General features: G+C 56.2%; 18 protein-coding genes. 12 read left to right on the top strand and 6 right to left on the bottom strand.

Annotation, left to right across the window (positions count from 1 at the left end):
- Positions 1-3 precede the first annotated feature (3 nt).
- The 3 genes from P8J86_01680 to P8J86_01670 form a co-directional block, all read right to left on the bottom strand.
- Positions 4-4,005, bottom strand: a complete 4,002-nt coding sequence (locus P8J86_01680) for a S8 family serine peptidase (protein ID MDG2053398.1) — start codon at positions 4,003-4,005, stop codon at positions 4-6.
- A 425-nt stretch (positions 4,006-4,430) separates the two neighbouring features.
- Positions 4,431-4,757, bottom strand: a complete 327-nt coding sequence (locus tag P8J86_01675; GenBank protein MDG2053397.1) for a hypothetical protein — start codon at positions 4,755-4,757, stop codon at positions 4,431-4,433.
- A gap of 20 nt (positions 4,758-4,777) precedes the next feature.
- Positions 4,778-5,455: a UvrB/UvrC motif-containing protein gene (locus P8J86_01670; protein ID MDG2053396.1), complete on the bottom strand. Its 678-nt coding sequence runs from the start codon at positions 5,453-5,455 to the stop codon at positions 4,778-4,780.
- 321 nt (positions 5,456-5,776) lie between these two features.
- Between P8J86_01670 and P8J86_01665 the strand changes: the two genes are divergently transcribed.
- On the top strand, positions 5,777-6,613 hold the full coding sequence (locus P8J86_01665) for an RNA polymerase sigma factor RpoD/SigA (GenBank protein MDG2053395.1): 837 nt from the start codon (positions 5,777-5,779) through the stop codon (positions 6,611-6,613).
- Positions 6,614-6,620: 7 nt separating this feature from the next.
- Here the strand turns inward: P8J86_01665 and gcvT are convergent, their stop codons facing one another.
- Together gcvT and lpxD (P8J86_01655) are read right to left on the bottom strand one after the other, a co-directional pair.
- The gene (gene gcvT / locus P8J86_01660; GenBank protein ID MDG2053394.1) at positions 6,621-7,745 is read right to left on the bottom strand and encodes a glycine cleavage system aminomethyltransferase GcvT; all 1,125 of its coding nucleotides are present in this window, start codon (positions 7,743-7,745) and stop codon (positions 6,621-6,623) included.
- Between the two features lie 19 nt (positions 7,746-7,764).
- Positions 7,765-8,802, bottom strand: coding sequence for a UDP-3-O-(3-hydroxymyristoyl)glucosamine N-acyltransferase (lpxD, locus tag P8J86_01655; GenBank protein MDG2053393.1), 1,038 nt, complete (start codon positions 8,800-8,802; stop codon positions 7,765-7,767).
- A 123-nt stretch (positions 8,803-8,925) separates the two neighbouring features.
- Here lpxD (P8J86_01655) and bamA point away from each other — a divergent pair, with 123 nt between their 5' ends.
- The 6 genes from bamA to lpxA are packed head-to-tail and all read left to right on the top strand — an operon-like array spanning position 8,926 to position 15,840.
- Positions 8,926-11,247 (top strand): outer membrane protein assembly factor BamA, encoded by a 2,322-nt coding sequence (gene bamA, locus P8J86_01650; GenBank protein MDG2053392.1) that lies wholly within the window; start codon positions 8,926-8,928, stop codon positions 11,245-11,247.
- 29 nt (positions 11,248-11,276) lie between these two features.
- A complete protein-coding gene (locus tag P8J86_01645) occupies positions 11,277-11,906 on the top strand; it encodes an OmpH family outer membrane protein (GenBank protein ID MDG2053391.1) in 630 nt (209 codons plus the stop codon).
- A gap of 19 nt (positions 11,907-11,925) precedes the next feature.
- Positions 11,926-12,531, top strand: coding sequence for an OmpH family outer membrane protein (locus tag P8J86_01640; GenBank protein ID MDG2053390.1), 606 nt, complete (start codon positions 11,926-11,928; stop codon positions 12,529-12,531).
- A gap of 19 nt (positions 12,532-12,550) precedes the next feature.
- The gene (gene lpxD / locus P8J86_01635) at positions 12,551-13,576 is read left to right on the top strand and encodes a UDP-3-O-(3-hydroxymyristoyl)glucosamine N-acyltransferase (GenBank protein MDG2053389.1); all 1,026 of its coding nucleotides are present in this window, start codon (positions 12,551-12,553) and stop codon (positions 13,574-13,576) included.
- 29 nt (positions 13,577-13,605) lie between these two features.
- Positions 13,606-14,967 carry a UDP-3-O-acyl-N-acetylglucosamine deacetylase gene (lpxC, locus tag P8J86_01630; protein MDG2053388.1) on the top strand — a complete coding sequence of 454 codons (1,362 nt, stop codon included), beginning with the start codon at positions 13,606-13,608 and terminating at the stop codon, positions 14,965-14,967.
- Positions 14,968-14,994: 27 nt separating this feature from the next.
- A complete protein-coding gene (gene lpxA / locus P8J86_01625; protein ID MDG2053387.1) occupies positions 14,995-15,840 on the top strand; it encodes an acyl-ACP--UDP-N-acetylglucosamine O-acyltransferase in 846 nt (281 codons plus the stop codon).
- A gap of 7 nt (positions 15,841-15,847) precedes the next feature.
- Here the strand turns inward: lpxA and P8J86_01620 are convergent, their stop codons facing one another.
- Complete coding sequence (locus P8J86_01620; protein MDG2053386.1) at positions 15,848-16,285, bottom strand: hypothetical protein; 438 nt, start codon at positions 16,283-16,285, stop codon at positions 15,848-15,850.
- Between the two features lie 160 nt (positions 16,286-16,445).
- Between P8J86_01620 and P8J86_01615 the strand changes: the two genes are divergently transcribed.
- The 5 genes from P8J86_01615 to P8J86_01595 all read left to right on the top strand — a co-directional run bounded on the left by P8J86_01615 (position 16,446) and on the right by P8J86_01595 (position 22,175).
- On the top strand, positions 16,446-17,501 hold the full coding sequence (locus P8J86_01615) for a type IV pilus twitching motility protein PilT (protein MDG2053385.1): 1,056 nt from the start codon (positions 16,446-16,448) through the stop codon (positions 17,499-17,501).
- A gap of 63 nt (positions 17,502-17,564) precedes the next feature.
- Entirely contained in the window at positions 17,565-18,734 is a 1,170-nt protein-coding gene (locus P8J86_01610; protein ID MDG2053384.1) for a type II secretion system F family protein, read from the top strand.
- Entirely contained in the window at positions 18,734-19,270 is a 537-nt protein-coding gene (locus tag P8J86_01605; protein ID MDG2053383.1) for a hypothetical protein, read from the top strand. Before P8J86_01610 ends, P8J86_01605 begins: the two co-directional genes overlap by 1 nt.
- Entirely contained in the window at positions 19,267-21,612 is a 2,346-nt protein-coding gene (locus tag P8J86_01600; GenBank protein ID MDG2053382.1) for a hypothetical protein, read from the top strand. Before P8J86_01605 ends, P8J86_01600 begins: the two co-directional genes overlap by 4 nt.
- Entirely contained in the window at positions 21,606-22,175 is a 570-nt protein-coding gene (locus P8J86_01595) for a type II secretion system protein (GenBank protein MDG2053381.1), read from the top strand. The genes P8J86_01600 and P8J86_01595 overlap by 7 nt, the downstream gene beginning before the upstream one ends.
- The last annotated feature ends 13 nt before the right edge of the window (positions 22,176-22,188 follow it).

Raw genomic sequence — 22,188 nt, 5'->3', positions numbered from 1 at the left:
GCTCTATTCCGGGCAGGCGCCACCATCAAGTAATTGAATCAAGTCCAACTCGCTTACGAGGCCATCTCCATCCAGATCCCATAGGGAATCAGGGGTTCCAAGGGCCTCCAGTGCTGCAAGCACCTGCTCAGGATGGACATCCGTTGGCTTGGCGTCATCCAGGCCGAGTGGGAGGATAATGCTCAGCGATTGTTCGCTCAGGCACCATGTTGCCCCTCGATCGAGCGGATCGAAGATGGAAACTGTATGAAACCACCCTTCAAAGGTGTTTGCTACGAGTAGTGGGTGGCGACCTGCCGAGAGGAGCCCGTCGTCGGTGAGTCGGACGATGAGCGTGCCATCAAGCCATGCTGTGTCGCCGATCACCATGAGATCACGATCAATCATGGGCACATCGCCAGCCACCTCAAGATCGAGGGTGGCCCACGGTCGCTGTAGATAACTGCCACTTGTGGTAATCAAGCCGTTGTTGCGTGCAGGCTTGAACAGTTCGTCGTTGATGAGCAGTGTGCTTATCCAGCGATCGCCGTAGCTGACGCCGCTGGCGTCATCTCCATCGTCCACGTGACCGGCCGATCGTGGGGATCCGGTATTTCCCCAATGAGCAATGGCCAGCAGGATGTCATCCGCACCAATGAAACCATCGCCGTTGACGTCGCCAGGGCACGGTGCGGGTGGGCACGGGCCCCAGCCCGCGATGATGAGCAGCAGATCGTTTGTGTCAACGACACCGTCGCCATTGGCATCACCAGGCAGTTCAGAATTGCAGCCGGAGTCTTGCTCTGACAGGTCCGAGGCAAAGTAGTTCGGGTCGAGTCCATTGCCGGACGAGAGTCCAACAATCGAATCAGCCGAGTCAATGCCTAGCCACGCCAGGGTGATTGATTCATCGTTATGCATGAGTAGCTGGAATGTATTGCTATTGGACGAACTGTACTCCGGCACATCTTGCCAAGTGATCGCGAGGCCGTTGATGGTGTTCTTCCAACTGACAGTGCCACCGGCAGATGGGTTGAGGTCATCCCAAAGTAGGCTGATGCGCGGCTGCGAGAAGTGTTCGCTCAGCGACTCGGTGTAGTCGCTTTCGCCGCTATTGAACGTAACAAAGCCATTACTGCCGACGTAGAGTTGTGAGTACGCCTCGCCATGGAGCATGACTGAAGAGGTGGGCGAGATTGCTTCGTAGTCATCATCACCCAGCGAAAGGGCTGCGCCGCCTGATGGATTGACTGGAAGCGAGTCAATGAGTTCGGGACAGGCTGTGTACCCATTGAAGGTGCTAGTGGGCGTGAAGTGGATCAACATTCCATCGAGGTCAAAGTTCCCATATTGCTCGGTGAAGTAGTTTGGAATGTCGAGCGTATCGATCATCCAGCAGGTGCCGTTGTTGTCAAATGACGCTGTGTTACCAGCCATGTCGATTAACTCGATCGTGTAGTAGTACGTTGTACTGTGATCAAATCCTGCACCGATTTCTGAGTGGTTCGTATCGAGACCAGATGGACCAATGGTCCGAGAGAGGTCGTTGCAGGCTGGCCCAACGCGGACGATGAGTGACGTCGACTCATTACTCGCTACGTCAAACTGAATCTCACCTGGATTTTCAGCAATGGCAGCTTGCATGATCAATTGAGGGGCCTCGCCGTCCACGACGGCGGATACGAGATGTTGTACATCGATGTTTCCGTCGGCATCTTCGGCATCAAGATAGATTGCTTCAATCGTTGAACCGTGTAATGCAAGAATTGTTCCAGTCGCATCGGTTGTCGAGTGCAACATCGTTCCGCTGAAAGCCGATGCTGCAGGATCTTCTTCGTAGAGCGTGATCCACTCCCCACTAGGTTCATCATCCGAGCGAATCAAGACATCAACCGAGTCAGTGACGGTATCGTCGGTATTGAGATCGCAGTCGACAACGGTCACGCTGAGAGTACCTTCGAGCGGGTAGGCGCCGCGGTCGAGACCGATAAGGCCTGTGCGCGAGCATGCAACTAAGTTAGGCGTTGCCATCACGCCGAATGTCTGTGGGCCAACGGGCACGGAGAACCCTACGATTTGCACACGCCACACGCCGGCCTGCGGGAGGGCCACGGTGACTTGCTCGATGTTGTTGAGATGATCTTCGGCAGTCTTCGTTGCAGGAGCACCCGGGTTCGCCGGGTCAATTGCCCACGGATAGTGGCGATTACCGTCTGGTCCGAGCACGACGAGGTCAAGATCATTTACCAAAGATGGAATGACAAGAGGCGTGGCAGGCGCATCATCCCACGCGAGTGTCACTTGCAATTGCGGATCGCCAGGATCGACGATCACGAGAAACTCAAACGAGTCGCCGTGGGCGACTTCGTTTTCAATGAGCGATCCACTGCGAAGGTGGTCAACTGCGGCCTCGGCGCGAATACTGCCGTACCCGTACTGGCAATCCGGCCCCGCGTTGCCAAGGTCTACTGCCGTGTGCGCAAGCATGGCCTTGAGTGTGCTATTGAGCATGTCCGGCTTGCCCGGGTTCATCGTTCGCCAATCCTGAATCAGCAACGCGCCAATGCCGCAGGCCGTCGGGCTTGCCATCGATGTACCGCACTTCGAACTGTAGCCACCACTAGAGGAGCAACTTGTTACGCCGCCGTCGCCATCGCTCTGGCAACCCGCGGTCGAGATATCTGGCTTGATGCGGCCATCATCGGTTGGCCCCCAACTCGTGAAGTTGGTAACAGATTCATCATTGCTATTGAGTGCCCCGATAGTGATGTGGTTCTTTGCGGTCGCGGGAGGTGCGGTCGAGTAGAAACTCGTTCCACAATTCGACGAGCCTCGCTCATTTCCGTTGGCCCACATGATTCGGATGTTGCCGCCAAGTGCACCACGCACGACCGCATCAATCACACTGCTGGTGATGCCGTAGTTGCCGGTCCACTCGCAAGGGAAGCCATTGGGTGCCGTATTGGTGCCGATGGAGTTATTCGCGATGACCGCGCCATAGTTATTGATGGCGTCGCCATAGTCGGCTTCGAGGTCGCCCGGATCGGTGTACAGAAAGCCCTCTTGCAAGCCTCCCTCTTGTTCAAATCCATAGGACTCGATCGTGACCGCAGGAGCCATGCCGCGGTACTGCCCGCCGCTGGCGCTGCCGTCGCCGCCAATCGTTCCCGACACATGTGTGGCGTGGTCGCTGGTACCACTGGTGTCACGTTCGGTGAGTCGTCCGCTAAAGTCGGCGTGGCCACCAAACGCTTTGCCGCCGTCATACACCATGACGACAACGTTGTCGCCATCGAGACCATAAGGCGATTCTTGTAAGACGTTCGCTTGCGTGACTTCCCGATTTTGGTCATTTAGTTCGTTGAACTGTGGCATCGCCGGCTCAATCCAGAGCACGCGGTCGTCTTCAGCCAGTGGCACGATTGCTGACATTGGGATGGCCACGGTGAGCCCATGCACGGTCTGGAGTTTGGAGAGCACTGTCGCATCGGCCAGCACAGGAAGGTCAACAGCCAACGCGTCGAGCGACACGTCGCGGTGGGCCAGCATGTACACGACGACGCGAGGGTCGGCCGCCTCGTCGAGTTCGCGAAGTAGGGATTCGATGTCGAAGCGTTCACCGGCGGCGAGCGCAGTGGAGGCGCTTTGGTCGATCGTCCAGTCCGGTACGCCACCGGATGCAAGATACGGATGCACTTTCCAGGTTGGGTCGATGGCACCGATCCAAGAGACCGCGTCGAGTACTTGCGTTGAGCCTGCTGCGGCTGGTGCAACAGCGGCGATCCATGTCGACCCGCCAAGGCTACGAAGCAAGGTGAGCCCATGCGCTGCGAGGTCGGCTGTTGCATCAGTATGGTTCAGCACCACGATGGCATGTGGGTGCGTTGATTGCCAAGTGAGCCGAGCAAGCTCAGCAGACCGCGCCGTACGCGTCATTGCTTCGACTCTGACCTCGCCCGTTTGCAGCGGCAATATATGTTCGAACGATCCTGTCGCGACCAAAGCCGCGCATGTCAGTGCCATCATCAACATTCATTCTCTCCTCTTTCGATACACGGCCCTTCTCAGGACGTACGTGGAACCACTCCCCATGGTTGTGCATGAACAAGACGTTTTGTGGTCTCATTGACGCGTAAGGCCGGTCAGACATTGACAGGCGTTGTCATGGTTCCCATTGCGGAAACATCGCGAAGGTCGTTTCACCAATGAAGGGCTTACTTGCCATGAACCCATCTCTCATGGATGGCTTTGGTAAATCGACATTCATAGTAGAGCATGTCCGGCTGATGTGGCCAAGCAGAATTCTGCAGAACTGAAAGTTATGCATCGCAGGGTCAAGGCGGCGTTCTTGAGGCGGCAGGGGCTTTCAAAGAAGCGTGGCCCTCAACAACAACTTCATGGCAAATCACAAATCGAGAGTGCTAAAGAATCAAAGAAGGGATCGGCCAGTGCTAATTTGTTGATTTGGCGGAGCGAAGCATCCACACCGCGGTTGTCAGGAGCAGAATGGGGAGGCCCACGCCCAAGAGTTGAGCCCGAACCGGATGGCCGGCAAGCCAATCTGCCGCGTAGAGCCCACTTTGTGGTGCCCCGCCTGGCATCGCCAAGATGGCGACGCGATCCAGATTGGATTCCCCGCCACAACTCATCATCAAGAGGCCCAGTGCCAGGGCGATGAGAAAGAGTCCCCCGCCGATTCGCAGTGCTCGATGCATTGGAGCAGTATCCCACAATGGCAATCTCGGCGCTGCAATTTCTCGGCCTTTGGCCGAAGGCATCCGAGCAACAGACAGGGTTGTTATCGCATTTGCCGCAGCTCATCTCGCAAGATGGCGGCGAGCTCATAGTTCTCGCTGCGTAGCGCTTCTTGTAGCCGATCATCGAATTCGACACGTTGCGAGCCGGGGAGCCGTGGAATGAGCAGATCTTTCATGCCTTGGAGGAGTTGCACATCATTACTCGACTCGAATGCGGCAGTTGAGAGGAGCGACTGCAACTCCCCCAACGCATCATCGATTGCAAGTCTGGCAAGGTCCCGGCGGGTACGGGCAGTGGCTGCATCGGCCATGGCGCGGCCTCGTAGTGTGATGCTCCGAGCGAGCAGGGCGTGGCTGGGAGCAGTGCCGCTTGCTTTAGCCTCAAGTTCCATGGCGCACGCCCGCATATGGTCGGCATCGAGGGCTGCTGGACCAGGTCGACCAAGCAATAGCAGGACCTGCACGCGGGCATCGAATTGAGACACTTCGTCTCGCAGGGCCAATTCATCCTCCTCGCTGAAAGGGCCTTCGGTCTCCTTGAGTCTGCCAAGGCAGGAGGGGAGTCCGTCGGGTCTACCCGTGACCTCCAACTGGAGGAGGCCCAGAGCTACACGAATCTGCAGCACATGTCGTCCATCTGCGAGTTGGATTTCTCGCACGTCAAGCCCGCGGCCGGATCGGGGCCACTGGCGGAGGAGGTCAGTCAGGTCGTGGTTCATCTTGGGCAAAGCCATCTCAATATGGGTGAGGGTTATTCGGGCCGTGCGGAACAGGTGATCAAAAAATTAGATTGACTTCCTTGACACCCACTTATTGCAGTTAAGCAGGCCGATTGATGGTTCGATTGTAGCGGTAGATGTGAATTCCTCAGGATTTGAGGGAACAGTCACATGTTGCTATCGGACCTTGATAGTGGGTGTTGAATTTGCTCTGTTGTCATTGCGGCTTCAGGGAGGCCAGCCGGGTGCTTGGAGGCACCGATGAAGCCGCGCTCATGTGGGAGCGGCGAGTGCCCGGCTCAGTAGGGAAAATGGTGTGAAATGGCACGGTATTCATCTGACCGCAATCTTGAGGTCTATCTTCGCGATATCAATCAGGTTCCCCTGTTGACTGCTGCTGAGGAAAAGACCCTTGGCTGGCGGATTATCAACGACAACGACTTCGAGGCCAAGGACCACATGATTCGGGCGAATCTGCGGCTTGTTGTTGCAATTAGTAAGAACTACATGAGGCGAGGCCTACCAATTGGCGATCTCATCGAAGAAGGCAATATTGGCCTAATCCGAGCTGTCGAAGGCTTTGACCCTGCGCAGGGCGCGAGATTCTCGACCTATGCGTCATGGTGGATCAAGCAATCGATCAAGCGGACACTCATCAATGCTCGTCATCCAATTCACATTCCGGCCTACATGGTTGAATTGATTACGCGATGGCGCCGGACGAGCGCCGTATTCGAAGACGAACAGAGCCGGCCGCCGACGGTTGAAGAAATGGCTGATCTCATGGATTTGCCAGAGCGTAAGGCTAAGATTGTGCAGCAAGCAATGCTGGCGCACCGTTCGGCTTCGCATGCTCCAACAGTTGAAAACGGTGAGGCGCTCGACTTCGCAAGTGTCATTGCGGACGGTCGATTAGAAACTCCAGAGAAGACCTTTGGCCGCGGCGAAGATCTTCAGGCGGTGTTATTGATCATCGAGACGCTTGAAGAGCGTGGTGCTCGGGTACTGCGTCTTCGGTACGGCCTTGAAGGGCAGGCGCCGCTGACGCTCAAACAGATCGGGGCCGTGATTGGCTTGACGCGTGAGCGCGTGCGACAGATTGAAATGGACACGCTGCGGCGAATTCAACACAAACTCAAACTGCGCCGAGTGGCGTAGAGGCCCACTACTTCTTTAGGAATGGCAATTTGCAGGTCTCGGCATTCACCGAGGCGCGGCCAAGGTTCACCTCAACCGAGGTGCCAGGCTCGCATGCATTGCGGTCGATAATGGCCATCGCAATAGATTGCTCAAGCGTTGGGCTGAGGCAGCCACTGGTCACAGTGCCAACCGCCACACCATCAGCCGTGACGGGCATTCCTTGTCTTGCTGCTCGCTTGCCTTCGAGGATGAGCCCGGTCAACTGTTGCTTCGGACCGCCTGCGGCCATGATCGCTTCCAGGGCATCCTGGCCGATAAATCGGCCAGTGTCGTCATCTTGGCCCTTGTCGAGTTTGATGGCAAAGTTCAAGCCAGCGGTGAGCGGGTCAATTTCTTCGGTGATTTCGTGGCCATAGAGCGCCATGCCGGCCTCAAGGCGTAGTGAGTCGCGAGCGCCAAGACCACAGGGTTTGACTGCAGTGTCATCGGCGTCAATATTGCCAAGCAACATTTTGACCATCTGTCCTGCGAGCATTTTGGGCAGGATCACCTCTACGCCGTCTTCGCCGGTGTATCCGGTACGCGAGACAAGGAATTTGGCAATCAAGATCGACTTTTGGGTGAAGCGATACCGCTTGAGCCCGGGAATTTCCTTGGAAAACTGACCGATGAGTTCCATGACCTGAGGGCCTTGCAGGGCGACCATTGCCGTTGACTCGGTTTCGTCTCGTTGCTTGAAGACCATGTCGCCTTTCACAGCTTCGAAGTGTTCAAGCAGTTTCTCTCGGTTCGCAGCATTGCACACCATGATGTATTCGGCATCATCGATGCAGTACACAAGCACGTCGTCTCGGCAACCGCCGTTCTCGTTGCAGACCAAGGAGTACCGCACCTGCCCAGGCTGCATGCCGTTGATCTTGCGGGTGCATACATGGTCGAGAAACTTTCTCGCGTCTCGCCCGGAGAATCGCAGTCGACCCATGTGGGAGACATCAAACATGCCGCCACTTCGACGAACTTGCAGGTGCTCCTCGATGATCGAGCCGTAGTGCAGTGGCATCTCCCAGCCTGTGTAGTCGACGAGCTTCGCGCCGTGGTCGACATGGAAGGAGTGAAATGGGGTCTGACGCAGTGTTGTCAAGGTGGCCATCCCGGCATCGTATCTGCAATCAGTCTTGCTTTGCCGCTCGTTCTAACTTCTTGACTCGCTTGAAGAGGGCAGCGAGGTTGGTGCTTGCCAGCGCATTGCGTTTCGCCGTATCGGCGGGGATCGCTGGTGCCCCACCTACTTGGGTACCTGCCGGGATATCAGTCGCGATCCCTGTCTGAGCGATGGCCTGTACGCCATCTCCAATCGTCAGATGACCAGCTACCCCGGTCTGTCCGCCGAGCACGACGTGATGGCCCATTGTGACGGATCCAGCCACTCCCACCAGCGACACCAAGAGGCAGTGCGGCCCGATGCTTGTGCCGTGTCCAATCGAAATGAGGTCGGCGAACTTGGTGCCGCGGCCGATGCGGGTTTCGCCCATGGCGGCTCGTTCAATGGCACAGTTTCCGCCAATCTCGACGTCATCCTCCAGTACGACGATGCCATGCTGGGGGATCTTGTGATGCTGTCCTTGGTGCGTGGCGTATCCAAAACCGTCATTGCCAATCACGGTTCCAGCATGCAAGGTGACCCGATCTCCAAGAATGCAATGCTCGTGCACCACGCTATTGGGGAACAAGATGCAGTCGTCCCCGACTGTTGCGTCCGGGCCGATCCACACGCCTGGGTAAAGATGACATCCCCTTCCCACAGTGGCCCCGGCCTCAATCACCACAAATGGGTGAATATGCGTGCCCTCGCCGATTTGAGCGGATTCATGCACGATGGCACGGCGGCTGTGTCCAGAGCCATCATGATCCATCGGAGCAGGGTGCTGCCGCATGCCCTGCAAAGCAATGACTGCATTCCGGAACGAAAAGTAGGGATCCTTGCAGATCAGGGCGTTGAGGCCGTCCGGACACTCCACACCAGTCGAGATCAGGACGGCCCCGGCGGTGGTCTTGGCCAGTTGATCTCGGTACTTGGGGTTGGAGAGGAATGTGAGTTCATCAGGGCCCGCGGTCTCGATGCCCGCGCATCGATTGATATGCCGATCCGGCTCGCCGCTGAGATCGGCACCAAGGTGGTCAGCAAGTTCTCGTAGAGTCATGCCCATGAACGGTGCTCCTTCACATGCTCAGGGTACCGCCGCACCGCCGAGGGCGGCACCCGATGGGGCTCGCAGGTATCCTTCATACCCCGAATGGGCCGGTTTCCATCCATCTTGCTAGGTCTCCTCATGTTGCTCGCCATGTCGGCGTGGGCTGGGGCCGTTGCGTCCGACTCGGACTCACTGCTCGACCGTCCGATTGGAAGCATTCAGGTCAAAGGTCTCGAGCGTGTATCAGAGCAAACGGTGCTCAATAACATTCGCTCGCGCGTAGGTCAGCCCTATGACCCAGAGACCGCTCAAGGTGATATCTCAAGACTCACCCGGCTGGGTGACTTTGCGAGCATTGACATTATTGCCAAATTGCGGACAGACGGAACCGTTGATCTGACATATGTCTTTCGGGAGGAGCGGCTCCTTGCCGCAGTGTCAGTGGTGGGCAACCGTGTGTTGGCTGACCGCGCCTTGCTCGGTCCGACCGGTTTGCACCGTGGCTCACCTCGCGATGATTTTCTCATTCAGCGCGGCATCCGCGAAATGATAGAGTTGTATCGCAACAAGGGGTACTACCTCGCCGAGGTGTCACTGGACTCACAGCAACTCGAAGACAATGACATTTTGATTTTCGAGGTTATTGAAGGGCCTCGCGTGCGGACGCGGTCCATCATTTTTGCCGGGGCGACATCTTTCTCGACCGGACAACTTTGGGCTGAAATTGAAACGACCACATGGTTTCCATTCTTGCGTCGTGGAGAAGTAGACCAAGACCAGTTGGCTGCAGATGTTGTTTCGCTGCAAAAGTTCTATCACGATCGTGGTTGGATTGATGTGCGTGTTGACAAAGAAATTGAAGTGAGCCCGAGTCAGCGTGAGGCCAAGGTCATCTTCCTCATTGAAGAAGGCCGCCGGTACACGGTTGAAGAGATTACGGCGTCGGCCCCCGGGGGTGTTCCGCTCGAGGTGTTCTCAGCTGATCAAATTACGGCCATCATGAATATTCAGGTTGGCGATGTGTTCCAGCAGGACCTCGTGAAACGCTCGCGTGAATCAATTAATGATGCGTACGGCGTGCTTGGCTACCTTGATGCGCGTGCCGCCATCGTTCCGATTCGCAAAGGAACAACGACGGGGCTGTCGCTGATTGTCGAGATCAGGGAGGGCCAAGTTGCGGATGTGGGTCTTGTCAATATCACCGGCAACACCCTGACGAAGGACAAAATCATCCGATCTCAGGTCGGCCTCATCCCAGGTCGTCGTTTCGACGCGAGTGAGGTCAAGGCCACCAAAGAACGCATCATGGGGACAGGCCTCTTTGGCGACGCCAAAGTCGCTGTGCAGGCGCCGAACGAAGACAACCCAGAAGTCCGCGATGTTCTTGTCGAGATCAAGGAAAAGAACACGGGCTCGATCAACTTTGGCGTGGGAATTGGTTCGGACGCCGGTGTGCTTGGAAATATTTCGCTCACGCAAAACAACTTTGACCTCTTTGATGTGCCAGAGACATTCGGCGAGTTTGTTCGTGGCCGCGCGTTTCGCGGAGCAGGCCAACGCTTTGCAATGAATTTTCAGCCTGGTACCGAAATATTCGCCTACGACATTAGCCTGACGGAACCACAGATCTTCGGTACTCCATACGCACTTGGCGGGTCCGCGGGTTACTTCCGCCGCATCTTCGATAGTTATACAGAAGAGCGATCGTCGGTTGGGATGGTGTTGTCACGGCGTCTCGGTGATGTCTGGTACGCATCACTTCGACTCGATGCAGCCAGTGTAGAACTCACGGATCTCAATCCTTTCGAGCCGGTTGACGTATTGCAGGACGCTGGCCCTGAGACGCTCATCAGTACAGGACTGACGCTGACTCGCACCACGATCGATCAAATGTCGCGTCCAACGCGGGGCAGCCGAACGCAACTAGATATTGCGAACTGGGGCATGATTGGTGGTGACCGGAACTTCAACCGTGTGTCGATTGACTACACGACGTATTTGGCTCTGCATCGCGATTTTCTTGGTCGTGTCACGACGCTGCGGGTTGATGCTCAAGTCGGCCAAATGTTTGGTGGCGATGCCCCGACCTATGAGCGATTCTTTCTCGGTGGGCGTTCATTTCGTGGATTTCAATTCCGCCAGGTATCGCCAATGGGCATTGACGCTGCGGGCAACGTGACCGACGTTCCAGTTGGCGGCACATTCATGTTCTTTGCAGGCACCCAATACCAGCACCCGCTGATTGGCGAATTGCTCGATGGTGTGGTCTTCGTCGATTCAGGCACGGTCAACAATGACCCGGGCTTCGATGAGTACCGAGTCTCCGTCGGGATCGGCTTTCGGGTGTATATTCCCCAACTTGGGCCGACACCCTTGGCGTTCGATTTTGCAATCCCCCTCATCAAGCAGGATGAGGATCAAACACAGCTGTTCAGTTTCTCGGCCGATCTTCCTTTCTAAAGGGTGGAGGCGAGAGCGGGAGGTTCTTCATGGCGAGTCACTCACGTATGTCAGTTCCAGCCCTTTGTCTTGCTGGAATTGGACTCTTTGCAATCGGCCTGATGCCGGGCGAAGCAGCTCAGCGAGGCGCCAGCAGCCCCGTTGCGGTCGTCAATCTTTCTGGTGTTTTAGAGGGCTTGGTTGAGCGCGCCGATGCCGAAGCGAGCCTTCGGGCCAAGGCAGGGCAAGTCGCTGCCGAAGCAGAGTCTCGCCAAGAGGCGGTGCGTGGCTTTCAGGTTGAGCTTGCCGCCATTACCGATCCAATTGAGCGATTGACCGTTGAGGAGCGTGTCGATGGAGAAGTTGTGCAGTTCATGGCTTGGCAGGAACTCATGAAGCAGGAACTTGATGTCGATCGCGCCCTGCAACTTGAGAAGCTGTACCGCGACATCATGGCGGCAGTAGCCGATATGGCAACAGCCGACGGTATCGATTTGGTGCTGATACATGATGGCATCAGGCCAATCGAGACAAATCCATCACCTGAAGCGCCGCCACTGGCCACGCAGGTGCGACAACAGATCGCACAGCGTCGTATTGCCTTTGCGTCCGAGCGAATAGACCGAACGCGGGATGTCATCATCCGCATGAACAATGCCTACCAACCAGAACGCCGCTGAACCGGAGAGGAATGAAACCATGCATCGACATGTGATTCGAATCATCATGCTTGCCGCCGTCGTGGCAAGTACCGTGCTTGCTTGGGACGCGGTGGCAGGTCGCGCCTCTGCACCACCCACAGTCGTGGGCACTATGGATCTGCCTCGCGTACTTGAATCGCTCGATGAGTGGAAAGCCGAGATGGCGCGTTCCGCTGCAGCAGGCGAGTCATTTCAGGCTGAATTGATTAAGAGTCGTGATAATCTAGACGCGCTCGCCGCAGATCTTGACGACTTTGTTGTCGGGACCGAGCAGTATGCCGAGGCCGAGCATGCGCTCAAGAAGGCGTCAATTGATCTTCGTGCGTTCATGAGTCTGGCTGATCTTCGAGAGGCTCGAACAAAGCAACGGGCCATCCTTCGGATTTATAATCACATTCGTGAGGGTAGTGCAGCCGTCTCTCAACAGGAGGGCTATGGCATTGTGCTGATGGATGACTCTGCTATTGCAATTCCTGAAGACAGCGCCGACATACTTGGCGACATTTCAGCTCGTCGCGTGCTGTACGCGAGTCCTACCCTCGACGTGACGGATGCGATCATTCAGCACTTGAACTCGCAGTGGCAAGCGGCGTACGGGCAGTGAGCTGCATGAGATTCCCAGCATGTTGAGTGCTGCGGACATCGCGAAACGCTTGGGCGGCGAACTTGTCGGCTCTGGCGATCTTCGAGTTGCCGGTTTCGCTGGTCTTGACGAGGCGACAGCGAGTGATCTTGTCTTTATTGCGCACAGTAAGTGGGCAGGAAAGTGGGCGGAGAGCAGCGCACTGGTCGGCTTGGTATCTCGTGATGTCGAGGTGCCAGATCATGACGAGACAAAGCGAACACTCGTGCGGGTTGAGAATGCCGAGATCGGCATGATGCTGCTGCTTGAGTCGGTCGCTGCTGAACTCAGGCCATCGCCGGCTGCGTTTGTGCATGCCACTTCGAGCATTGATCCGACTGCAACTGTGGGTGATGAGGTGAGCATTGCCGCCGGAGCCGTCGTACAAGCAGACGCCCGTATTGGCAACGGAGTAGTGCTCGGTGCAGGCTGCGTGATTGAACATGGGGCTATCGTTGGCGATGGCGCAATAGTGCACGCTTCGGCGGTGCTGGGTGCGGGCTGCACACTGGGCGATCGATCGATTTTGCATCTCGGCGCGGTCATTGGGTCTGAAGGCTTCGGATTTCGCCCGGACCCTGAGACCGGCCTTCCCCGGCGCGTGCCACATCTGGGTACGGTCGAAATCGGCGACGATGTCGAAATTGGCGCATCGAGTTGCGTGGACCGCGGAAAGTTCGGCCCGACTCGAATTGGCGAGGGAACAAAGATCGACAATCTGGTGCAAGTGGCCCACAACGTTCAAATAGGGAAGGGTGTCCTTATTGTGGGCCAAACGGGCATTGCTGGCTCGGCTGAAATCGGAGATGGGGCGGTACTTGGGGCTCAAGTGGGCATTGCTGAACATGTCAAAATCGGTGCTGGGGCCCGGATTGCGGCCACCAGTGGCGTTATGCGAGACATACCGGCGGGTGAGGACTGGGCAGGTACACCAGCACGCCCAGCCCGGCAGACTTTGCGAGAGGTTGCCGCCCTTCGTAGACTGCCCGAACTGGTGGCCTCAATGCCGCGTCGGGAATCGTCCTGACGACTGCAAGGCCCTCGAATTATTTACTTATGGCCGATCAGGCGACCGCCAATTCTCAGTCCGGTACCCAGACCATTCATCAGCGAACCCTCGCTGGCGAGATTGTGGTTCAGGGTAAGGGTTTGATGCTTGGGCAAGATGCCACATTGCGAATGCTGCCTGCCGAGGCGGATGACGGCATCGTCTTTGAGCGTGTTGACCTTGATCCACCAGTCTTGATTCCAGTAAGCATCGAATATGCCATTGAACGCGATCGGCGAACCGCTGTTGGCCGCGGTGAGGCAGTGGTCGAGACGATTGAACACTGCATGTCGGCTCTGCGTGGCGCTGGCGTTGATAATGCACTGTTGCAAATTGATGGTCCGGAAGTGCCCCTCGGCGACGGCAGCGCCGCGGCGTTCACGGAAGGAATTACTGAAGTTGGCACCGTTGAACTCAAGGCAAGTCGGCAGGCCCTGCGCATTATCGAGCCAATCATTCTTCAGGACGGCGAGTGTATGTTGGCCGCCTTTCCTGTTGATGGTGATGAAATGCGAGTCATGTATGAGCTTGACTATGGCGATGAGTCTTCACGCATTCCAAGGCAGTCATTTGCCTTCACGCTGACTGAAGAGGGATATCGTAAAGAGGTAGGTCCTGCCCGCACCTATAGTTTGTCAGAAGAGGCGAAGGCTCTGCAAGAGCAAGGTCTTTGTAATCATCTTTCTCCTGCTGACGTGTTGGTTGTTGGCGACGATGGTCCAATTGACAACGTCTGGCGATTCGAAAACGAACCAGTGCGGCACAAGGTGCTTGATCTGATTGGCGACCTGATGTTGGCTGGCGGTCCAATATATGGCTACTTTGTAGCGAGTCGTTCGGGTCACACTTTGAACCGACGCATGTGCAAAGCCATCCGTGAGCAGATGGAGAACCGTGATCGCGATGAGCGGCTCGATGCCGGTCGTACGATGGATATTCGGGCCATCCAGCAGATCATGCCGCATCGATACCCGATGTTGCTTGTTGATCGAGTGGTTGAAGTTGACGGAAACAAGCGGGCAATTGGCGTCAAGAATGTCACGATCAATGAGCCCTTCTTCACGGGCCACTATCCGGGGACGCCGATCATGCCGGGCGTACTCATTGTTGAAGCGATGGCCCAACTTGGCGGTTTGCTTCTGAGTCAGACGCTTGAGCATCACGGCAAGATTGCGGTCCTGCTGAGCCTAGACCGTGTAAAGTTGCGACATCCGGTGACGCCGGGTGATCAACTGGTTCTTGAGGCCGAGACTATTCGAGCAAGCACACGAACGGCTGCTATTCAATGTCGCGCCCATGTCGGCGCTCGGCAGGTTGCTGAAGCACAGATTCGATTTATGATGGTGGATGCCGATCAGGCACCTGGATGAGGAACGCGGCAGTATCGCTTGAGCACTATGGCACAGATTCACTCCACTGCAATCATCGACCCATCGGCTGAACTCGCCGACGATGTAGTTGTTGGCGCCTACTGCGTAGTCGGCCCAGACGTTGAGATCGGGGATCGGTGTGTGCTCAATGAGCATGCCATCGTCGTTCGTGGCACACGTATGGGCACTGGAAACCAATTGCATGCAGGTTGCATTGTGGGCGGAGATCCACAGGATCGAAAGTATGCAGGCGAACCCACGTTGCTTCGAATCGGCAATAACAATCATATTCGTGAGCATGTGACGATTCATCGCGGAACGGGAAGTGGTGGTGGTGAGACCATCATCGGGTCCGACAATTTGCTTATGGTTGGGTGCCACATTGCCCACGATTGCATCGTGGGCAATGGAACTGTTATTGCAAACCAAGTGATGTTGGCTGGGCACGTCAAGGTTGAGGATGGCGCATCCATTGGCGGTGGTGCGGGCGTGCATCACTTTGCAACCATTGGCCAGCTGTCCTTTGTAGGGGGACTTGCGAGAATCTCGCGTGACGTTCCACCATTCATGATCATCGAAGGCCATCCCGCAGAGGCCCGAGCGGTCAACGCCATTGGCATGCTTCGGAGTGACTTCTCACAAACTGATGTGGATGCAATGAAGGAAGCTTTCCGGCTCTTGTTCAAGCATGCCACGCCGGTTGCCGAGGCACTGCCTGAATTGCGAAACAAGTACCCAGACCATGGTGCTATTGAACAATTGTGCCATGCCGTTGAGGCGGCTGCGTTAGGGGTGCATGGACGAGCAAGAGAGGCGCATCGTCCCGACAATAAGTGGGCTACGCCCCCCTCCGTCGCTGCAACAAAGCTCTGAAGCAGGACTATTGCTCAGCCGTGATGACCGCGCTGCCAGAGAACGATGCGGCAGGGCGGTAGCCCCAGTCGGCGAGTGTCTCCGAGATGGTGGTTGTGTCGAGGTAGCGAAGCGACCCACCAACGTGAATGTTTGTTCCAGGGGGGACGCCAGCTGGTAACACGACTGGCAGGTTCGAAACCCGCTCAAATCCAGGTGACAACACAATTCCGCCCGCATGCCGACCGGTCCAGGGCAGATAGCCGGTTGCATGCACGGTGTACTTGTATTCCAGCAATTTGATCGGTTCGGAGTTCGGATTGGTGATTCGCACAGGGACGGTGCCCGCGGACGCGTCCGGCGTTCGTTGGGTAATGGTGGCCTGTTCGAGTACTTGAACAGATGGGGGCGTGACGCACCCTGCTGGGATGAGGGCGGCTGTCAGGAGAAGGGAGCGTATGTGCATGAATGCACAATACCAAACGGGAATCAAGTGCCTCTGCCCGCATAGATCGGCCAGTCCGCACTGCATCATTCTTTGGGACTGACTTGTGGCGAATCCACTCAGGCGGCAATCCAAACGAGTCGATCCCGAATATGTCCACCTCTGGACTTGGAGCCATTGCATGCAACTTGACGAGATTCTGCACGCTGCCGATGCCCTTGGGGCCAGCGATATCCACCTTGTCGCGGGCCATATTCCGATGGTGCGGGTTGACACGGTCATGCAGGGCATGGACTTGCCGATGCTCAGCGCGGCATGTGTTGAAGCATTTGCCAGAGGCATCACCAATGACATCCAGCAAGACCGGTTTGCTGTTCAGAAGGACATCGATCTGTCCTACGCCGTAGAGGGTCTGGGCCGGTTTCGCGTAAATATCCATCATCAGCGGACAGGGATGGCGATGGCCATGCGTTCCATTCGGGAGACGGTGCCACCGCTCGAGTCACTGAACTTGCCGCAGGTCGTCCAGAAGTTTGCTTTACTCCCTCGTGGCCTCGTGTTGGTCACCGGCGATACTGGGTCGGGAAAGTCGACCACGCTGGCTTCGATCATTCAGGCGATTAATGCCCGCGAGCGCAAGCACATCATCACGCTTGAAGACCCCATTGAATACACCTTTGAATCTCGGCAGTGTCTCATCGAGCAGCGTGAGCTTGGTGAGGATCTCCCTGACTTTGCTTCAGGTCTCAAGCACGCACTTCGGCAAGACCCCGACATCATCCTCGTGGGTGAAATGCGTGATCTCGAAACAACAGCTCTTGCGATGAGTGCTGCGGAGACAGGCCACCTTGTGCTCTCAACGCTTCATACGGTGAGCGCCGCTCAGACGGTCGAGCGAATTATCGATATGTATCCGGCCAATCAACAGAATCAAATTCGGTCAATGCTCGGCGATACCTTGCAGGCTGTTCTGTCGCAGTCGCTCTTTCCTCGGTGTGACTGCGATGGCATGGTGCCAGCAGTCGAGATTCTGCTGTGTACGTCTGCGGTACGCAATCTCATTCGAGAGAACCGCACGTTCGAGATTCCAAATGTCATCGAGACGAGTCGTGGACTCGGCATGATCACCCTCGACGGTTCGATCGCCGAGTTGTATTTCAACGGATTTATCTCGCGAGAAGACGCAGTGTCCCGAGCGACGTATCCAGATGCTATGGAGCAGGCAATCGCTGCCTGATCACGCATGCCCAATTACCAGTGGGAAGTTCGTACATCATCGGGAAGCACCGAATCGGGCCGCATGAGCGCGGACACGGCAGGCGTTGCGGCGATGACACTTCGGCGGCAGGGGCATCATGTGCTCAAGTTGATCCCGATCACAGAGCACCGCATCGAATGGAAACGGATTGTTGAAGTATTAAATGCAGGCACCGGGCCTTCTCAGAAGGAAGTGCTCGATTTCACGGTGCAACTTGCTGTGATGGTGCGAGCGGGTATCAACTTACGTCTTGCGTTGGACGGAATTGCTGAACAAACGAAGAACACCAAGTTCCGTCGCATCATTCAGACTGTGCGGGCAGATGTCGAGTCCGGCAAATCATTCTCCGAGGCTATTGCAAGGCACCCTCGTCTATTCAATCCTTTGTACGTCAATATGGTCAAAGCATCCGAGATGTCAGGCTCCTTCGCAAAGATGCTTGATCGAATTGCTTTGTTCATGCAGCAGCAACTTGAAACCCGCAAGATGGTTGTGGGTGCGAGTATCTACCCAGGCATCATCGCCATGATGGCTATCGGCGTGACGGTTTTTTTGCTGACTTTCGTGTTGCCACGCTTTGCAGGAGTGTTTGCGGGCAAAGAAGAGATTCTTCCTGGCCCGACGAAAGTACTGTTGAGCTTGTCCGCTTGGATGGTTTTGAATTGGCAACTTCTGGTCGTCGCTGCAGTGGCAGTCATCATCGGATTTCTGTTGTTGCTGCGTACGAATCCCGGGCAACTCTTCTTTGATCGCCTCAAACTGACGGTGCCGCTCTTTCGTGGCATGTTCCGTGCGCTCTATGTCAGCCGATCGTTGCAAACGATGGGAGAACTGCTCAATGCTGGTGTGCCGGTACTTGATGCCGTTGGCGTGACAGCAGACATCTCCGGCAATCGCCTGTATAGCGATCTGTGGAGGCGTGTGCAATCTTCGGTACGAGAAGGTCGAAAACTTAACGATGAACTCGAACAGTCAAATCTACTTCCAGGTTCGGTTGTGCAGATGGTTTCTGCAGGCGAAGAGTCTGGCCGCCTTGGTGAAGTACTTGAAGAGGTTGCCGACTTCTACCAACGCGTTCTACGCGATGCAATCAAGACGATGACCAGCATGATTGAGCCGGTCCTGATTGTGGTCATGGGCGGCATGGTTGGGTTCATCGCAATGGCGATCATCCTGCCGATCTTCAAAATGAGTTCAGTGGTGTCTGGCTGATGCATCAATGCTCGTACAGATCGTCAGGGCGTCGCGGCTTCACGTTGGTGGAGACGGGGCTTGCGATCATCATCGTGGCGACGTCGATGCTGGCAATGGTTGCCGCTCATGAGGCATTTGTGCATCAGAATCAATGGGGCGAGCGAGCATCGCAGGCCGCCCGCCTTGGTGCTGAGATTCGTGAGCGAAGCATGGTGCTTGCTGTATCTGACCCGGTGACGGGCACAGCAACATGGGGCACTGAAGTTGGAGAAGGAATGATCTTTGACTGGGATGATATGGACGACTTTGATGGTCTTGATGTGTCCGGATACGGGGGAGACGGTCCGATTGATTCTTCGGGTTCTGTCATTCCGGCGATGGACGGTTGGAGGCAAGTCGTCGCGGTGCAGTCAGTCGATCCAACCAATTTAGCGATCGTTCTGCCAGATGGCACAGCCGAGGCTGTACGCGTCACCGTCGACGTGTATTGGCAGGAATCAGCAATTGATCCTGGTGATTTGGTGACAACTGTGACATGGGTGCATATGCAATGAATAGCAACAATGCATTTCGTCGAGGCGTGTCCTCCGTCCTTGCCATGATCTTCTTGGCAATTGTTGCCTCATTAACCTCGGTCATGGCGATCGTGTCTGAAGGCAATGTGCGCAGTGCTGAGTCGGCCATTCATGTCTCGAGAAGTTTGAGCGCTGCGGAGAGCGGGCTCAAGGCTGCCATGTGGCGTCTACGCCGTGAGTGCTCCCGTTTCATTGTCGAGGCGGGCGACTTAGAGGGCGGCTTTGGCGATCGCTTGTGGACTGGTACATGGGTTGGCGCAGACGGCACTGTTGATGTGCAGCCGGCTTCCGGGTACACGCCATTGGTCACCAGCGGAACTGGCTTGATGTATGCCGTGTATGACGCGCACCTATGGCATGATGACCACAACGTAGTGTTCGATGAGGCCGGTGCCTCTGTCGACGCGGTGTTGGATGAGGCCAACAACATCGTCACGTCGCAGGGCATTCCCCTGCATGACGGATCCAACCCGCCGTGGTACCAACTTCGATACGAAATGCTCGCAGACGGCAGTGGCGTGCGGGTCACAAGCCGTGGGATGGTTGGCGACATACAGCGGCTCGTGCAGATGGACTTTCTGCTTGAGAAGCGAATCGAATATGCGCTACTCGGGCAGAGCCGCATCATGATTGGTAAGAACGTGTTAGTCGAGGGTCCGATCGGCGTGCTTTATGGAACGGAAGCGGGTGAGTTGACCCCGGACAATGGTGACCCATTGGTTCTACGCAGCGATTTCTACGATCTGGACCCAGTAACACTCGATCCACTACTTGATGCATTGCACGCCATGGTGGCGAGTGATGATGTTGATGGTGATGGTCGCTTGCGGCCCGGTCATGCCACCGAGGGGATAGCGCTTTCGGGCAACCCCGACTTACAAGACCACGATTCGGATCAATATGTTGATGACTTTGATCTCTTTCTCGGAGTCTTTGATGCCGACGATGACGACATGGTCGTCTTCGATCCATCTGCAGCTCAGGCTGCCGGATGGGGTGTGCTCGCCGACGAGTTTGACGCGGACGATGATCTTGCTGCGCTGCTCGACGAGACCGCTCCTGACCGCAATGACGACGGCCTCATCAACGCAATGGATACGGCCCTTGGCTATAACGATGGCATATTGGATGGACGCGACCGATACGCCAAGGTTCGCGGTCACTTGAACTTCGCCGTTGATGCCGCTTCATGGGAGACGGCCCGAGGAGCATCTTGGCAGTCACGAGTCGAAGGTGTTGTTCGGCCGAGTGGTTCGACTGCCTCAGCCAGTTTCTCCGTTGGCGACCCATGGCTCCTTTCTCTGACCAGCGACATGTTCTTGAACTCAACGACGTGGTATGAAACAAAGGCAGGCCTTGGTGCATCTTTCGCATCGCAGGTCACAGCCAATGGCGGATGGAGTGGTGAGACAACGAGCCCTGAAGGGGTGCCCTGGGGCTCGGCTGGCGCCTATGACTTGTTCGACCGGCCTGTGTACCGCAATATGACCTTCGGTGATATGGCCATTCCGATGGGCACCAATGCTTTGTTTGTGGACTGCTCGTTCGTGGGTGTAACGTGGATCGAAACCACCGAGGCCTGTACTGATATCAATTGGAATTACGCTGGTGCCCGCGAGATGGGCCCGGGCAGTGTGCCGCAACTTCGCTTCCCTGACATCACGGCCACTTCAGGAGCGATTGAGTACACCGATACCAGCGCGGTTTCGAACAATCTTCGCTTCGATGGGTGCACATTCCTTGGCACACTCGGTGGGGATCGACCGCTGGAATACACGCACTGGCGGAACAAGGTGCAACTCACCGGCAACACGCGTTTCTACATCGACCCGAATGATGCTGATCTGTTGGCCGAGTCCGACGCGACGGCCTTGCAGGCGGTGCTCTTGGCCATGCCCGAGTCTGATCGCCAAGAAATGGCTCGAACAAGCATGCTATTGCCGGGCTGGTCGGTTGATGTCGGTAACTTCGAAAGCGATACGAGCACAACTGTGAAACTGACGGGCACCATTGTGACGGGCCTGATTGACATTCGTGGTTCTGCTGATGTACATGGCACACTGATGACGACCTTCCGTCCAACCGAAACTGAAGGGCCGTTGTTCTACGGCGGTACGCCCGACGCATTCAACACAACACTTGGATATTTCGGTGAGGATGATGGCGACCAAGAAGGTGTTGATACAGAAGATCCTGGGTTTGGTGGATTCGGCCGAATCACACTTCGTTATGACCCCGAGGCGAAACTGCCCGACGGCATTCCTTGGCCTCTCTTGGCGACTCCGCAGTCGACAACCTGGTACGAAGGGGGCTCATGGTGAAGCAATCTCGCCGAAGAGCATTTTCACTGGTTGAAGTGCTGGTTGCATTGACCATCTCTGTCATTCTGCTCACCGCAACCATGTTTGCGCTGCGCGCAAGCTTCGAGTCGTATCGTCGATCAGCAGAGCGTGTATCTACCAATGTCTCAGGCCGCTTGATCATCGATCGTGTACAGATGATGATTCGAGGTGGTGTTGATTTTGGTCCTACCCCAGCATCGCCAGCTGATGTCATTGTTGAGTCCGATGAGTTGTCGATTCAAGTGGCGGACGGTACTTGGACAACTATTCGGTGGGACGATCTGACCGAAACCGTGTACTGGGAACAAGGCAGCGACAGTTGGCCGATGCTTGAGAATGTCACACAATTGGTCGATGGCGCTGGCGTTGCAATTTCTCCATTCCGACTGCGGTTTCGAGAAGGCCGCTGGCTGACCCACGCCACCATCGACCTCGTCGTCCATGGCGAGGGCGTCACGAGTACGGACATCGATCTGACGGAGGTGCCAGAGATGCGATTTGTCGGCTCGGCCATGCCTCGCCGTGTGGCTTGGAGCGAGTAGTCAGCGTACAAGG

Source organism: Phycisphaerales bacterium (assembly GCA_029268515.1).
In the GTDB taxonomy this organism is placed as follows: Bacteria; Planctomycetota; Phycisphaerae; order Phycisphaerales; family SM1A02; genus JAQWNP01.
This window is presented reverse-complemented; position numbering and strand designations above follow the sequence as displayed.

What these genes read in the sequence shown, in the direction of transcription:
- P8J86_01680 (MDG2053398.1), bottom strand. Translation starts at nt 4,005, where the DNA reads ATGATGGCACTGACATGCGCGGCTTTGGTCGCGACAGGATCGTTCGAA.
- P8J86_01675 (MDG2053397.1), bottom strand. Translation starts at nt 4,757, where the DNA reads ATGCCTTCGGCCAAAGGCCGAGAAATTGCAGCGCCGAGATTGCCATTG.
- P8J86_01670 (MDG2053396.1), bottom strand. Translation starts at nt 5,455, where the DNA reads ATGAACCACGACCTGACTGACCTCCTCCGCCAGTGGCCCCGATCCGGC.
- P8J86_01665 (MDG2053395.1), top strand. Translation starts at nt 5,777, where the DNA reads ATGGCACGGTATTCATCTGACCGCAATCTTGAGGTCTATCTTCGCGAT.
- gcvT (MDG2053394.1), bottom strand. Translation starts at nt 7,745, where the DNA reads ATGGCCACCTTGACAACACTGCGTCAGACCCCATTTCACTCCTTCCAT.
- lpxD (MDG2053393.1), bottom strand. Translation starts at nt 8,802, where the DNA reads ATGGGCATGACTCTACGAGAACTTGCTGACCACCTTGGTGCCGATCTC.
- bamA (MDG2053392.1), top strand. Translation starts at nt 8,926, where the DNA reads ATGTTGCTCGCCATGTCGGCGTGGGCTGGGGCCGTTGCGTCCGACTCG.
- P8J86_01645 (MDG2053391.1), top strand. Translation starts at nt 11,277, where the DNA reads ATGGCGAGTCACTCACGTATGTCAGTTCCAGCCCTTTGTCTTGCTGGA.
- P8J86_01640 (MDG2053390.1), top strand. Translation starts at nt 11,926, where the DNA reads ATGCATCGACATGTGATTCGAATCATCATGCTTGCCGCCGTCGTGGCA.
- lpxD (MDG2053389.1), top strand. Translation starts at nt 12,551, where the DNA reads ATGTTGAGTGCTGCGGACATCGCGAAACGCTTGGGCGGCGAACTTGTC.
- lpxC (MDG2053388.1), top strand. Translation starts at nt 13,606, where the DNA reads ATGGCCGATCAGGCGACCGCCAATTCTCAGTCCGGTACCCAGACCATT.
- lpxA (MDG2053387.1), top strand. Translation starts at nt 14,995, where the DNA reads ATGGCACAGATTCACTCCACTGCAATCATCGACCCATCGGCTGAACTC.
- P8J86_01620 (MDG2053386.1), bottom strand. Translation starts at nt 16,285, where the DNA reads ATGCACATACGCTCCCTTCTCCTGACAGCCGCCCTCATCCCAGCAGGG.
- P8J86_01615 (MDG2053385.1), top strand. Translation starts at nt 16,446, where the DNA reads ATGCAACTTGACGAGATTCTGCACGCTGCCGATGCCCTTGGGGCCAGC.
- P8J86_01610 (MDG2053384.1), top strand. Translation starts at nt 17,565, where the DNA reads ATGAGCGCGGACACGGCAGGCGTTGCGGCGATGACACTTCGGCGGCAG.
- P8J86_01605 (MDG2053383.1), top strand. Translation starts at nt 18,734, where the DNA reads ATGCATCAATGCTCGTACAGATCGTCAGGGCGTCGCGGCTTCACGTTG.
- P8J86_01600 (MDG2053382.1), top strand. Translation starts at nt 19,267, where the DNA reads ATGAATAGCAACAATGCATTTCGTCGAGGCGTGTCCTCCGTCCTTGCC.
- P8J86_01595 (MDG2053381.1), top strand. Translation starts at nt 21,606, where the DNA reads ATGGTGAAGCAATCTCGCCGAAGAGCATTTTCACTGGTTGAAGTGCTG.